This is a genomic window from Streptomyces sp. NPDC051180 (assembly GCF_040689545.1).
GTDB lineage: Bacteria > Actinomycetota > Actinomycetes > Streptomycetales > Streptomycetaceae > Streptomyces.
In genome coordinates, this window is record NZ_JBFBBC010000001.1 from 541,512 (window position 1) to 553,782 (window position 12,271).

The following is a 12,271-nucleotide window of genomic DNA, read 5'->3' on the forward strand; positions in this document are numbered from 1 at the left end:
CCGTCATGCCTGCTCACGGTAAGCACCGCCGCCCCCGTCGCCGTCCCGTCTCCCAGAGCCTCGCTCTGGTCGGCACGGGTGGCGTCGCCCTCGCCCTCCCGCTGATCACCCCGGCCGTCGCCGGCGCCGCGCCCGTCTCGGGCGCCCCGGAATTCGCCGCCCGGACGGTTTCCGCCCCCGCGGCCGCGCCCGCCGCCGCCAAGGCCCCGGCAGCCCCCGCGGCAGCCCGCACCTACACGGTCGTCAGCGGTGACTCGCTTTCCCTGATCGCCCAGAAGAAGGGAATTCAGGGCGGCTGGAAGGGCCTTTACAAGACCAACCGCACCGCCGTGGGTGACAATCCGTCACTTATTCACCCCGGGCTCGAACTGACGCTTCGTCGGGATTCCGCCGAGGCCGCCGCGCCCAAGGCGAAGAAGGCCGCCACGACCGAGCGGGCGAGCCGCTCCGAGCGCCGTGCGGCGGCCCCGGCCTCCACCGGTACGGGTGCCTCCGCCGCCGCTCCGGCCGCCGCCGCGCCGGCCAAGGCCGCGCCCGTCGCCGCCACCAACTACGCCGACAACCTGGACGGCTGGATCCGCGAGTCGCTGGCCATCATGGGCCAGCACGGCATCCCCGGCTCGTACGACGGCATCCTCCGCAACGTGATGCGCGAGTCCTCCGGCAACCCCCAGGCCATCAACCTGTGGGACTCCAACGCTGTGGCCGGCACGCCCTCCAAGGGCCTCCTCCAGGTCATCGAGCCGACCTTCCTCGCCTACCACGTGCCCGGCACGTCCATGGACCTCTTCGACCCGGTCGCCAACATCACCGCCGCCTGCAACTACGCGGCCGACCGCTACGGCTCCATCGACAACGTCAACGGCGCCTACTGACCCCCGAAGTGCGCGGTGAACCAGGAGGCGGCCAGCCCGGCCACCTCCTCCAGGGCGCCCCTCTCCTCGAAGAGGTGGGTGGCGCCCTCCACCACGGCCAGCCGGTTCTCGCACCGCAGCCGTGAGAGGGCACGCCGATTGAGGTCCAGCACCGACGCGTCCTCGCCACCCACCACCAGCAGGGTCGGTGCCCGCACCGAGGCCAGCCGGTCACCGGCGAGATCGGGTCGGCCGCCGCGCGAGACGACGGCACTCACCGGGCTCTCCGGAGCGGCCGCCGCCCACAGGGCGGCGGCCGCTCCCGTGCTCGCACCGAAGTAGCCCAGCGGAAGACCCGCGCCCACCGGCTCCCCGGCCAGCCATTCCGTGGCCCCCGCCAGCCGGCCGGCCAGCAGCGGCGCGTCGAAGACCAGCTCCCGATCGCCCGCCTCCGCCTCCGTGAGCAGGTCGAACAGCAGGGTCCCGAGACCCGCCCGGTGGAGCTCCCGCGCCACCGCCCGGTTCCGCGGGCTGCGCCGGCTGCTGCCGCTGCCGTGCGCGAACAGGACGATGCCGACGGCTCCGTCGGGCACGGCGAGCAGCCCCGCGGCCGGCATGGCGCCGGCGACCGGGATCCGCACCTCCGCGTCCCGGACCGCGGGCTGCCGCGCGGCGCGGTTGCGGTCGAGGCAGGCGATCACCTCGGCGTCGGCGGTCTGGGTGAAGTCCCGGTAGAACGGTCCGATCGCGTAGAAGACCTCCGGCTCGTGGACGCTGACGGTCTCGTCCGCCTCTCCCCCGAGCCGAGCCGTCCAGCCACGCGGTGCCACCGGGACCGCCAGCACGATCCGGGCCGCGCCCCTGGCGCGTACCACCCGGCAGGCCGCGAGCGCGGTCGCCCCCGTGGCGAGCCCGTCGTCGACCACGACGACCGTCCTGCCCCGCAGGGACAGCGACCCCCGGCTGCCCCGATAGCGGCGGGCACGCTCGTCGAGCAGCGCGTGCTCCTCCTCCTCGACGGCGGCCAGACCCCGGTCGTCCACCCCGGCATCGCGCAGCACCCGCTCGTTGAGCACCCGCACGCCGCCCTCACCCAGGGCTCCCATCGCCAGTTCCGGCTGCCGGGGGACGCCCAGCTTGCGTACGAGACAGATGTCGAGCGGGGCGCCGAGGGCCTCCGCGACCTGCGCGGCGACCGGGACGCCGCCTCTGGGCAGACCGAGGACCACGACGTCCTGGCCCTTGAGGTGGTCGAGACGGCCGGCGAGCTGCCGACCGGCGTCGGTGCGATCGCTGAAGAACATGATCCGCCGCCCTTCCGCCCGCGCGGCCCGGGCCCGGGCTCGGGGAGGAGCGGCGTGCCCCGCCCCCTGCCCCTCCTCCCAGGGTAGACGCGTCGGCGGTGCGGGGTCGGCGGCCGCGGGTCAGCGGGACTGCAGGGCGTCGAGAGCGACGGCCTGGGCTATCGCGAGCCGCCGGTCGAGCTCGGGGTCCGCTATCTCCAGGACGTACCGGTCGCGCAGACCGAAGCGCTTGTCGACGGACATGACGGACCGTCCGGCCCGGGCGAAGTCGAAGTGGTACGGCACGACGAAGGGAATGAGGTCCGTGAAGGGCAGCAACTCCCAGACCCGCCGAAGCAGCGCCACGCCCTGATGCCGCTCGCACCCCGTGGTCTCCGCCGTCGCGCCCTCCTGCGCGAGGTGCCAGGTGCTGCGGAGCAGGGAGGCGGCGAAGTCCTTCCGGAAGCCGCCCAGCCGGGTGCCGGAGGCGCCGTGCACGTCGTAGGTCGCACCGACGTCGAGGACCTGGCGGGCCTTGAAGGTGAAGAGGACCTGGCGGCGGGACTCGTCCGTGTAGAAGGTGACGTGCTCCTTGAGCGCCATTCTCTTCTGGTGGGCGAACGCGACGAGTTCCGCCTCCTCGCCGTCGGGGCCCACGGTGTGCACCAGGTAGCGGTTGGCCATCGGCGTGACCTTCTGCCGGACGAGGAAGCGGTGCTGCGACTGCGCGAGGCCCATCGGGTGGCTCCTGCCGATCGTGGACGGTCCGCCGCGGGCCGTCCCGTGGCGTCGTGGCCACGATGATCACGTGAAGCGTCACCCCATCGCTGTCCTCGAAAGTCGTCCGTCCGGTCGACCTTCGGATGACTTTCGGGACCGCGCCGCCCCCGCGGAGCGGACCTTCGTCGGCGCGCCGGCTCGGCACCGCGGGAGCGGCGGGCTCCCGTCAGGCGGCGAGGAACGCCTCGATGGCCTCCGCGAGCGCCTCCGGGGTCTCCTCGGGCGCGTAGTGGCCGGCGTCCTTCAGCACTTCGAGGCGCGCGTTGGGGTACCAGCGCAGCCAGGTGGCCTCCATGGCGTCGCTGCCGAGCGCCGGGTCGTGGGCGCCGACGACGAGGAGGACGGGCGTCGGGTTGTCGCGGACGCGCTCGTGGAAGTCGGTGCGGGACCAGGAGTCCAGATAGGCGCGGAAGGCGCGGGCGTTCGAGCGCCCCACGGAGCGGTCGACGAGCGTTCCCAGCCACGCGTCGTCGTACCGGCCGCCGGTGGTGTTGTCGATGATCGCCCGCCGGTTGGCCGGCGCCTCGGCCGCACCGGCGAAGAGCTCCCACGTCTCGCCGTCGAGCGGGAACCCCGCCGCCGAGACCGGCGAGATGCCGACGATCGAGCGGACGCGGTCGGGGGCGTCGAGCAGCATCAGCTGGGCCGCCTTGCCGCCCATGGAGTGGCCGATGACGGAGAAGTCGTCCCAGCCCAGGTCGTCGGCGACGGCGAGGGCGTCGGCGGCCACCTCCTCCATCGTGTACGCGCCCGGGTGGTCGAGGGCCTCGCCGTATCCGCGGCAGTCCACGAAGGCGTAGCTGCCGGCGGCACCGTCCAGGTGGGCGCGCAGCGGGTCGAAGCTGGTGCGGTCGCCGAACCAGTTGTGCAGGACGACGGCCCGGGCGGGCCCCCCGCCGTGAACGTCGTACGGAAGAAGCCGGTCCGTCATCGTGCCCCCTGCTCCGAGGTACTGGGATCCGCGCGCCGGCGGCGGCGGTCGACGACCGAGTGTGACGGTACGGACGCGTGTGGTCAACATCGCCGGGCCGGGAGCGGGCGGCCGGGCCCGGGATGCGGAGCCTTTCGCGTCGGGGGCATCCTGGCTGTGTGACCTCGCACGGCACGTCCGGCTCCGGCCCGACGGGCGGCACCGGGCATCCGGCCGGGAACGGAGCTGCCGACGGGCCGGCTTCGTCCGCCCTGACCTGGACGCTCGCCGAGTCGGCGCTGAGGGCCGTCGAGGAGGTGGGCGGTTACGCGGGCGGGGTCTATCTGCGCTCCGGAACGCCGGGCCTGCTCAGGATGGCGGTGCTCGTGGGGCTGCCGGGGCCGCTGTTCCGCCCCTGGTTTCGCATGCACTCGAACCGGCCCTTCCCCGTGGCGGAGGCGTTCCGCTCGGGGCAGTCCGTCCACCTCTCCGACGTCGAGGAGGCCATGCGGCGGTTCCCCCAGTTGGTGGCGAGCCTCCCCTTCCCCTTCGCCTCGCTGTACGCGCCGGTCTTCGCGGGCCGTGAGCGGTTCGGCGTGCTCGTGGTCCTGCGGGCGCCGACACCGGGGGTGCCGGTGGACGCGCGCGACAGGGACCGGATGACCCGGGGCGCCCTCCGTCTCGGCGAGGCGCTGGCCGGTCTGGTCCGCGGGGGCACCGTGGTCGAGTGGCCCGGCGACCCGGTGTGCGTACAGCTCCCCACCGGGTCCGGTCCGCCGGTCCGGTTCGGCTCCTTCGACTGGGACCTGGACACGGGAGAGGTCGTCCTCGACGACGGACTGCTCGGGATCCTCGGGACGGACGTCACCTCGCCCTGCCGGATCGAGGTGCTCACCTCCCTGCTCGACCCGGAGGACGGCTACGCCCTGTGGGCCGCGGCGCGCCAGGCCACCGGGGCGGACGGCCGGCCCGCCGTGCGCAGACTCCGGCTGAAGGGCCCGGACGGCGGGCTGCACCTGCTGGAGGTCTCCGCTCGGACCCGCAGGAGTACGAGGCCGGGACCGCTCCGGCCACCCGGCTTCGCCGACCTGGCCGGCGCCCCCGCGCCCACGGCCGCCACCGCGAACAGCGACGGCAGCGGCGGCGGTACCGGCGGTCATCTGGCCGGCACGCTCGTCGACCTCGGGACGGGGCTCGTCGGCTCGGACGCGACGGACCGGCTGCCGCGGGCGATCCTGGCGATCGACCGGCTCGGCCGCATCACGTACGTCAACGAACGCACGGAGCGGCTGCTCGGCAAGCCGCGCGGGGCCCTGGCCGGCCGGCCGCTGTGGGAGGCGCTGCCCTGGTTCGGCCATCCCTTCCACGAGGAGCAGCTGCGGGAGGCGCTGCTCTCCGGCGAGCCGGTGCGCTTCCTGGCCCGTCCGGAGCGAGGGCGCTGGATCTCGGTCTCCCTGCATCCCGGGCGGGACGGGGTGACGATGCTGCTGGTCCCCGAGGAGGATCCGGCCTCGGCCGGGCTCCGGGCGGGCGGCCGCCGGAAGGCGGACGACGGTCTCTCCTCGCCCGGCGACCGGGCCGCGGCCCTGTACCGGCCGGTGGCGCTGGCGATCGCGCTCACCGAGGCGGTGACGGCGCGCCAGGTGTCGGCGGTGGTGACGGAGGAGCTGCTGCCGGCGTTCGGCGGACGGCAGCTGGCGATCTACCTCCTGAGCGACCGGCGGCTCTATCTGGCCTGGGAGACGGGCTTCCCGCCGGGGTTCCTCGAACCGTTCGACGGAGTGGCCCTGGACAACCGGATGCCGGGGGTGGAGACGCTGACGACGGGCCGGCCGCTGTTCTTCGAGTCGATGGAGCAGCTGAGCCGGGCCTATCCCGATCTGCCGATGGACGCGCACTCGGGCGCCCGCGCCTTCCTGCCGCTGATCGCCTCGGGGCGTCCGGTGGGCTCCTGCATCCTCGGCTTCGACCGGCCGCGCGGGTTCAGTCCGGAGGAGCGGACCGTCCTCACGGCGCTGGCGGGCCTGATCGCGCAGGCCCTGGAGCGGGCGCAGCGGTACGACACGGAGTCGGCGGTCGCCCGCGGGCTCCAGGACGCGCTGCTGCCGCACCGGCTGCCGGTGCGGCACGGGGTGGACACGGTGGGCCGCTATCTGCCGGGCACGCAGGGCATGGACGTGGGCGGCGACTGGTACGACGTGATCGAGACGGACCGCGGACGGCTCGCCCTGGTCATCGGCGACGTCCAGGGGCACGGCGTGGCGGCGGCGGCGACCATGGGCCAACTGCGCAGCGCGGTGCGGGCGTTCGCGCTCGGCGGCCACCGTCCGCAGGACGTGATGCGCGGCACCAACCGGTTGTTGATCGACCTGGATCCCGGACAGTTCGCGAGCTGCTGCTACGTGCTCCTGGACCCGGAGACCGGTGAGGCGCGGGCGGTGCGGGCCGGGCATCCCCAGCCGCTGCTGATGCGGCCGGACGGGACGACGGAGCAGGTGGAGCTGGCGGGCGGGGTGGTCCTCGGGGTCGACGACCGCGCCTCGTACCCGGTGACACGCCTGGAGCTGGAGCCCGGCGCGGTGCTCGCGCTGTTCACGGACGGGCTGGTGGAGCGGCCGGGCCGGGACATCGACGAGGGGATCGAGCGGCTGCGCCAGGCGCTGGCGGCGACCGGTTCGCTACTGCTGGCGGAGGCGGCCGACCGGCTGATCCGAGAGGCACGGCAGGCCACGGCGCGGCCCGACGACATCGCCCTGCTGCTCGCGGCCCGCTGGCCGGACAGCGGCTGAGCAGGGGCGCGCCGCGGATCACCCGGTCGGCCCCGTGGCGCTGGTCGCCGGTCGTGGGCGCGGGGAGTCTTGAGGGGTGCCGTGCCATGGGGGCCGGACACGTCTGGACGGCAAGCCCGAGGAGGAGACGTGCAGCAGGACAAGCAGCCCGAGTACGGCCCGGTGGTCTTCCGCGACCGCTCGGCGGGATACGCCTTTCTGACCCGGTCCACCGCGCGGAGCGACCGGACGATCGAGTGGGACGACGGCGAGACGTATCCGGTGATCGACGTCGAGATCTCCTCGGAGAGCCACCCGTTCTACACGGGTACGGCGCGGACCGTGGACTCCGAGGGACGGATCGCCAAGTTCGAGCGCCGGTTCGGCGAGGAGAGCTGAGCCTCCCGGGATCCGTCCGGTGAAACTGGCCGGAAGGTGGCCGGTTCGCCTTCCAGGATGAGGTCACGAAGACGGCGGAGCACCCGCTCCGCCGCCGACTCCCTGGAGGGGACTGCCGTGATCCTGGTGACCGGAGCGACGGGCAACGTGGGACGACCGCTGGTGGAGCTGCTGGCCGCGGCCGGCGAGAAGGTCACGGCGGTGAGCCGCCGACCGGCCGGGGAGCTGCCCGCCGGAGTGGCGCACCGGCGGGGCGATCTGGCCGACGCCGGCCGTCTGAAGGAGCTGTTCGAGGGCGCCGACGCCGTCCACCTGCTCGTCGCGGGCCTCGGGGACGAGCTGAGTCCGCGGGAGATCGTCGCGGCGGCGGTGGCCTGCGGGGTGCGGCGGATCGTGCTGCAGTCCTCGCAGCTGGTGGGGACCCGGCCCGACTCGGCGTCGCACGCCGTCCTGCGGGCTTTCGAGACGGCGGTACGGGGGTCGGGGCTCGACTGGACCGTCCTGCGCCCCGGGGGCTTCGCCTCCAACGCGTACCTCTGGGCCGATCAGGTGCGTGCCGCCCGCACGGTCGCGGCCCCGTTCGCCGACGTGGCGTTGCCCGTGGTGGACCCGCTGGACATCGCCGAGGTGGCGGCCGCAGCCCTGCGTGACCCGGCACACGCCGGTCGTACGTATGTGCTGACCGGTCCGGCCGCGGTGACGCCGCGCGAACAGGCGGCGGCCCTCGCGGAGGCACTGGGCGCTCCGGTGACGTTCGTGGGTCTCACCGCGGAGGAGGCCAGGGCCGGGCTGGTGCGGTTCCTGCCGGTGGAGGCCGTCGACGGGATGCTGTCGGTGATGGGCGCGCCCGGTCCCGAGGAGCGGCGGGTGAGCGCCGACGTGGAGCGGGTCCTCGGCAGGGCTCCGCGGTCCTTCTCGGCGTGGGCGGAGCGGAACGCGCCCGCCTTCGCCTGAGGCGCCGGGGCCATCGGCCGTGCCGGAGGGACGGCGCCGCCCTCCGGGCGGCGGGAAGTCACGGCGGGGGCGGGGACGCGCGTCCGTCGGACGCCGCTCCCCGCCCTCCGGCCGGGTGGACGAGCGAGGGCGCGCGGCGCCCTCGGCTCGGACCGGGAAGGCGATCAGCCCTTCACGATGCCGGACTCGGCGACCTTGATGGAGGCGCTGGTGGCACCGGAGCGGGAGCCGAGGCCCTCGATCTTCTTGACCAGGTCCTGGCCCTCGACGACCTCGCCGAAGACGACGTGCTTGCCGTCGAGCCAGTCGGTGACGATCGTGGTGATGAAGAACTGCGAGCCGTTGGTGTTGCGGCCGGCGTTCGCCATGGAGAGCAGGTACGGGCGGTCGTGCTTCAGCTTGAAGTTCTCGTCCTCGAACTTCTCGCCGTAGATGCTCTTGCCACCGGTGCCGTTGCCGTTGGTGAAGTCACCGCCCTGGAGCATGAACTGGGGGATGACGCGGTGGAACGGGGAGCCGGCGTAGCCGAAGCCGTGCACGCCGGTGGCGAGCTCGCGGAAGTTCGTCGCCGTCTTCGGGACGACGTCGTCGTACAGCTTGAAGACGATCCGGCCGGCGGGCTCGTCGTTGATGGTGATGTCGAAGTAAACGTTGTCGCTCATGGGGACATCCTGTCATTAGTCGCGCACTGCGCGCGCACGGGCCGCCCCCTGCCGGGTCACGGCGCGCCGGTGCCCCGCGTCCGGCGGGGGCGCGGGGCACGTGTCGCGACGGGGCGACCCCGGGGCGGCGGCGGGGTCAGAGAAGGCTGCCCGGGGCCTGGTCCTGGAGGGCGCCTTGGGCGCCCTCGACGGTCTCGTGGAGGACGGGGGCGACCTGGTCGTCCTGGAGGAGACCGGTGGCGCCGCCGAGCGGGCTCTCGACGGCGCTCGCCTGCGGCGGCGGGGTGACGAGAGCGGTGACGACGCCTGCGGCGAGGGAGGCGATGGCGAGCATGCTGCGCTTCTTCATGCTCGGGTCAACTGCTCAGAGGCCGAGGGGTTACGGCCGGGACGTCCCCGGATCCAGACGAGGAGCAGGAGCGAGGCCACGGCGGCGAGGGCGCACCAGGTCGAGACGAACGCGGTGCGCCACAGGACCGCGCAGACGATCGCCCCCGCTCCGGTGACGAGCCCGAGCAGCCGGAGCGTCCGGTCACGGGCGAGGAGCAGGGCTCCGACGGTCGCGACGAGGTAGCCGGCGAGGAGCAGGGGCCCGTACGGCAGGTCGACGGCGTAGCCGAGGGTGTGGCCGCGGACCTCGGCCTCGACGGGGCGGGTGGCGAGACGGGACGCGAGGAGGGCCGCGGTCACGACGCCGACGGCGAGCGGCGCGCGCAGCCTCGGCCGGTCGGCGGGGCGGGCGGCCGCCATGACGCCGGACGGCACCCAGAGCGCCAGGAGGGGCAGCGCGATCACGGCCCAGGCGAGCGTGGCGGGTCCGGTGCCGCCACCGGCGTGCCAGACGGCGGCCTCGACCACCTGGTGGGCGCCCAGGAGCAGGGGCAGGGCGGCGAGCGGGGCGTCGGCGGGGCGGCGCACGGAGGCGAGGCAGGCCACGCCCACGGCGCCGATCCCGAGGCCCGCCCAGAGGTCGACCGTCGCACTCCAGCACATAGCGCACTTTTACCCCATAAAGGGTGGAACCGTACGCTGGTGTCGGATGTCTCTCCCAGTGACACCACTGTCCCCGAACAGCAGAAACAGGGGGACGTCATGCAGCACCGTCACCCCCTCGCGGCCGTCGCCGCGGGAATCCTCCTGACCGCCGGAATCGGTGCCACGATCCCGGCAGGCGCGTCGAGCGCCCCGGCCCGCACCTCCGCGGCGCCGACGACGGCCCTGGTCGTCAACGCCCGCTGGGGCGGCCACGCCACCTTCGACCGGCTCGTGATCGACGTACGGGGTGCCATGCCCTCCGTCACGGTGCGCCAGGTCTCCGCACTCCACTACGACGGGTCGGGGGCCGGGGTCCCGCTCCCGGGGAAGTACTTCCTGGCGATCACGCTCTCCCCCGCCGCCGCGCACGACGACGCCGGGCGCCCCGTGTACCAGGGGCCCCGGCTGACGAAGATCGGCCTTCCCGCCCTCAAGGGGGTGGCTCTGACCGGCGACTTCGAGGGCGTGGTCTCCCTCGGGGCCGCCTTCGACACCAAACCCGCCTACAAGACGTTCACGCTCCACTCCCCCGAGCGGTTCGTGATCGACATCGCCCATCCGGTCGGCTGCCGGGCCTGAGAGGACGGCGGGGCGGGACCGCCCTCGGGGGCGGTCCCGCTCCGGCGCGAGCGGGCAGCGGCCGTTCAGCCGGTGGAGACCAGGCCCGCCTCGTACGCGATGATCACCAGCTGCACGCGGTCGCGCGCGTCCAGCTTGGCGAGCAGGCGGGTGACGTAGGTCTTCGCGGTGGCGACGCTGATGTGGAGCTCCGCGGCGACCTCGGTGTTGGACAGGCCGCGCCCGACGAGGGTGAGGACCTCGCGCTCGCGGTCGGTGACCCCCTCGACGCCGCGGCGCGGCGCGGGGGCGGACCGGGGGCGGCCGGTGAACTCCTTGATCAGGCGCCCGGTGACGCTGGGCGCGATGAGGGCGTCGCCGGAGGCCACGACACGGACGGCGGCGAGGATGTCGTCGAGGGCCATGTCCTTGACGAGGAACCCGGACGCGCCCGCGTGCAGGGCTCCGTAGACGTGGTCGTCGTCGTCGAAGGTGGTGAGGACGACGACCCTGGCGCCCGTCGCCCCGGCGGTGATGAGCCGGGTGGCCTCGATGCCGTCCGTGCCGGGCATGCGCAGGTCCATGACGACGACGTCGGCTCCGGTCTCCTCCACGAGCCGGACGGCCTCGGCTCCGTCGGCGGCCTCTCCGGCGACGACGAGGTCGGGGGTGTCGGTGATGACCATCCGGAGCGCGGTGCGCACCAGCGGCTGATCGTCGGCGAGGACGACCCGGACGGGTCGCTCGACGGTGGTCTCGCTCATGAGGTGAAGGCTCCTGGGGCGACGGCGGGAAGGGGAAGCCGGGCGGTGACGCGAAAGCCGCCGCCGGGGCGGGGGCCTGCCGAGAACTCGCCGTTCAACAGGCCGACGCGCTCCCGCATGCCGGCGAGGCCGTACCCCGATCCGGCACCGGGGCCCTCCCGGTCCGGGCCCGCGGCCCGCGTGCCGCGGCGGGTCGCACCGGGGTCCTGGACGGTCACCACGACGGCGTCGGGGTCGCTCCGGTCGACGGTCACCTCGCAGGCGTCGGCGGCCGAGTGGCGGACCACGTTGGTGACGGACTCCTGGACGATGCGGAAGGCGGAGAGGTCGATCTCCTGCGGCAGCGGGCGCGGCGGCCCGAGGCGGCGCACGGCGACGCGGACGCCGACGGCTCCGGTGGTCTCGGCGAGCCGGTCGAGCGCGGCGAGGCCGGGCATGTCGGGGAGGCCCGGGTCCTCGGGGGCCGTGGCCGCGCCGGTGCGGTTCTCGGCCGTGCGCAGGGCGCCGAGCATCCGGCGCAGTCCGGCGAGCGTCTCGCGGCCCGCCGCCTCGATCTCGGTGAGCGCCTGCCGGGCCTGCTCGGGCTGGGTCTCGATGACCCGGCGGGCGGCCCCGGCCTGGAGGGCGACGATCCCGATGCTGTGGGCGACGGTGTCGTGCATCTCGCGGGCGATCCGCAGCCGTTCTGCGGTGGCGGCCTGCTCGGCGACGCGGGCGCGGGTCTGTTCGGCGTGGGTCCGGTTCTGCCGCTCGGAGCGGCCCAGGAGCCAGGCGACGACGGCGGCCAGGGCCACGGCCAGTTCCACCGTGGTGCCGACCGTCCAGCCCTTGAGCAGTCGGATCGCGAGGTAGCCGCCGAGCACCCCGAGGGAGAGCGCGAGGGCGCGGGCCGCCTCGCGGGGCGGGCCGGTGGCGGCGACGACGTAGAGGGCCACGTCCACGGAGAGGTACTGCGCGAAGGGGATCGCCGTGACGCCGAGCGGGGTGCAGCAGACGACGGCGGCGGCGAGCAGGTGGACGAGCGCGGCCGTCGGACGGCGTGTCAGGAGCAGGCTGCCGCGCACCGCGAGCGCGGTGGAGACGACCAGCAGGGTGATGCCGTCCCAGCGGAGGATGACCACCCCTGGCATGACCTCGGCGCTCTCCTGGCCGGGGAGCCGCATGCGCAGCAGCGCGGTGAAGAGCAGGCCGGCGAGCCAGGCGAGCGCCGTCCACCCGCCGGGGGTGATCCTTCTGAGGAACGGTGCTGACGCGGTGGCGGACATGCGGTGATCGTAGGCGGCGGCCCCGTGCCGTGGCGTCGG

At 74.4% G+C, this 12,271-nt stretch carries 13 protein-coding genes; 5 read left to right on the top strand and 8 right to left on the bottom strand.

From position 1 onward, the window contains the following. Positions 1 to 5: 5 nt before the first annotated feature. Complete coding sequence (locus AB0424_RS02395) at positions 6 to 875, top strand: LysM peptidoglycan-binding domain-containing protein (RefSeq protein ID WP_366301536.1); 870 nt, start codon at positions 6 to 8, stop codon at positions 873 to 875. Here AB0424_RS02395 and AB0424_RS02400 read toward each other — a convergent pair. From AB0424_RS02400 to AB0424_RS02410, 3 genes are all read right to left on the bottom strand, one after another. Next, positions 869 to 2,158, bottom strand: coding sequence for a phosphoribosyltransferase family protein (locus tag AB0424_RS02400; RefSeq protein ID WP_366301537.1), 1,290 nt, complete (start codon positions 2,156 to 2,158; stop codon positions 869 to 871). The genes AB0424_RS02395 and AB0424_RS02400 overlap by 7 nt on opposite strands. Positions 2,159 to 2,278: 120 nt before the next feature. Further along, a complete protein-coding gene (locus AB0424_RS02405) occupies positions 2,279 to 2,875 on the bottom strand; it encodes a hypothetical protein (RefSeq protein ID WP_366301538.1) in 597 nt (198 codons plus the stop codon). Positions 2,876 to 3,083: 208 nt separating this feature from the next. After that, the gene (locus AB0424_RS02410) at positions 3,084 to 3,848 is read right to left on the bottom strand and encodes an alpha/beta hydrolase (protein WP_366301539.1); all 765 of its coding nucleotides are present in this window, start codon (positions 3,846 to 3,848) and stop codon (positions 3,084 to 3,086) included. Positions 3,849 to 4,006: 158 nt separating this feature from the next. Here AB0424_RS02410 and AB0424_RS02415 point away from each other — a divergent pair, with 158 nt between their 5' ends. The 3 genes from AB0424_RS02415 to AB0424_RS02425 all read left to right on the top strand — a co-directional run bounded on the left by AB0424_RS02415 (position 4,007) and on the right by AB0424_RS02425 (position 7,948). Next, complete coding sequence (locus AB0424_RS02415) at positions 4,007 to 6,616, top strand: SpoIIE family protein phosphatase (RefSeq protein ID WP_366301540.1); 2,610 nt, start codon at positions 4,007 to 4,009, stop codon at positions 6,614 to 6,616. Positions 6,617 to 6,745: 129 nt separating this feature from the next. Continuing rightward, positions 6,746 to 6,994 (top strand): type B 50S ribosomal protein L31, encoded by a 249-nt coding sequence (locus AB0424_RS02420; RefSeq protein WP_366301541.1) that lies wholly within the window; start codon positions 6,746 to 6,748, stop codon positions 6,992 to 6,994. 117 nt (positions 6,995 to 7,111) lie between these two features. Next, positions 7,112 to 7,948 (top strand): NAD(P)H-binding protein, encoded by an 837-nt coding sequence (locus AB0424_RS02425; RefSeq protein WP_366301861.1) that lies wholly within the window; start codon positions 7,112 to 7,114, stop codon positions 7,946 to 7,948. 164 nt (positions 7,949 to 8,112) lie between these two features. Here AB0424_RS02425 and AB0424_RS02430 read toward each other — a convergent pair whose 3' ends face one another. The 3 genes from AB0424_RS02430 to AB0424_RS02440 form a co-directional block, all read right to left on the bottom strand. Beyond that, complete coding sequence (locus AB0424_RS02430) at positions 8,113 to 8,610, bottom strand: peptidylprolyl isomerase (RefSeq protein ID WP_366301542.1); 498 nt, start codon at positions 8,608 to 8,610, stop codon at positions 8,113 to 8,115. Between the two features lie 136 nt (positions 8,611 to 8,746). Continuing rightward, a complete protein-coding gene (locus AB0424_RS02435; RefSeq protein WP_366301544.1) occupies positions 8,747 to 8,959 on the bottom strand; it encodes a hypothetical protein in 213 nt (70 codons plus the stop codon). After that, entirely contained in the window at positions 8,956 to 9,603 is a 648-nt protein-coding gene (locus AB0424_RS02440; protein WP_366301545.1) for a DUF6629 family protein, read from the bottom strand. The genes AB0424_RS02435 and AB0424_RS02440 overlap by 4 nt, the downstream gene beginning before the upstream one ends. Positions 9,604 to 9,702: 99 nt before the next feature. Between AB0424_RS02440 and AB0424_RS02445 the strand changes: the two genes are divergently transcribed. After that, positions 9,703 to 10,224 (top strand): hypothetical protein, encoded by a 522-nt coding sequence (locus tag AB0424_RS02445; protein ID WP_366301546.1) that lies wholly within the window; start codon positions 9,703 to 9,705, stop codon positions 10,222 to 10,224. A 65-nt stretch (positions 10,225 to 10,289) separates the two neighbouring features. Here the strand turns inward: AB0424_RS02445 and AB0424_RS02450 are convergent, their stop codons facing one another. After that, a complete protein-coding gene (locus AB0424_RS02450; protein ID WP_366301547.1) occupies positions 10,290 to 10,967 on the bottom strand; it encodes a response regulator transcription factor in 678 nt (225 codons plus the stop codon). Beyond that, entirely contained in the window at positions 10,964 to 12,232 is a 1,269-nt protein-coding gene (locus AB0424_RS02455; protein ID WP_366301550.1) for a sensor histidine kinase, read from the bottom strand. Before AB0424_RS02455 ends, AB0424_RS02450 begins: the two co-directional genes overlap by 4 nt. Positions 12,233 to 12,271: the final 39 nt, after the last annotated feature.

Bases quoted from the DNA above. Each gene is read 5' to 3' on its own strand.
- AB0424_RS02395 (WP_366301536.1), top strand. From the start codon at position 6: ATGCCTGCTCACGGTAAGCACCGCCGCCCCCGTCGCCGTCCCGTCTCC.
- AB0424_RS02400 (WP_366301537.1), bottom strand. From the start codon at position 2,158: ATGTTCTTCAGCGATCGCACCGACGCCGGTCGGCAGCTCGCCGGCCGT.
- AB0424_RS02405 (WP_366301538.1), bottom strand. From the start codon at position 2,875: ATGGGCCTCGCGCAGTCGCAGCACCGCTTCCTCGTCCGGCAGAAGGTC.
- AB0424_RS02410 (WP_366301539.1), bottom strand. From the start codon at position 3,848: ATGACGGACCGGCTTCTTCCGTACGACGTTCACGGCGGGGGGCCCGCC.
- AB0424_RS02430 (WP_366301542.1), bottom strand. From the start codon at position 8,610: ATGAGCGACAACGTTTACTTCGACATCACCATCAACGACGAGCCCGCC.
- AB0424_RS02435 (WP_366301544.1), bottom strand. From the start codon at position 8,959: ATGAAGAAGCGCAGCATGCTCGCCATCGCCTCCCTCGCCGCAGGCGTC.
- AB0424_RS02440 (WP_366301545.1), bottom strand. From the start codon at position 9,603: ATGTGCTGGAGTGCGACGGTCGACCTCTGGGCGGGCCTCGGGATCGGC.
- AB0424_RS02445 (WP_366301546.1), top strand. From the start codon at position 9,703: ATGCAGCACCGTCACCCCCTCGCGGCCGTCGCCGCGGGAATCCTCCTG.
- AB0424_RS02450 (WP_366301547.1), bottom strand. From the start codon at position 10,967: ATGAGCGAGACCACCGTCGAGCGACCCGTCCGGGTCGTCCTCGCCGAC.
- AB0424_RS02455 (WP_366301550.1), bottom strand. From the start codon at position 12,232: ATGTCCGCCACCGCGTCAGCACCGTTCCTCAGAAGGATCACCCCCGGC.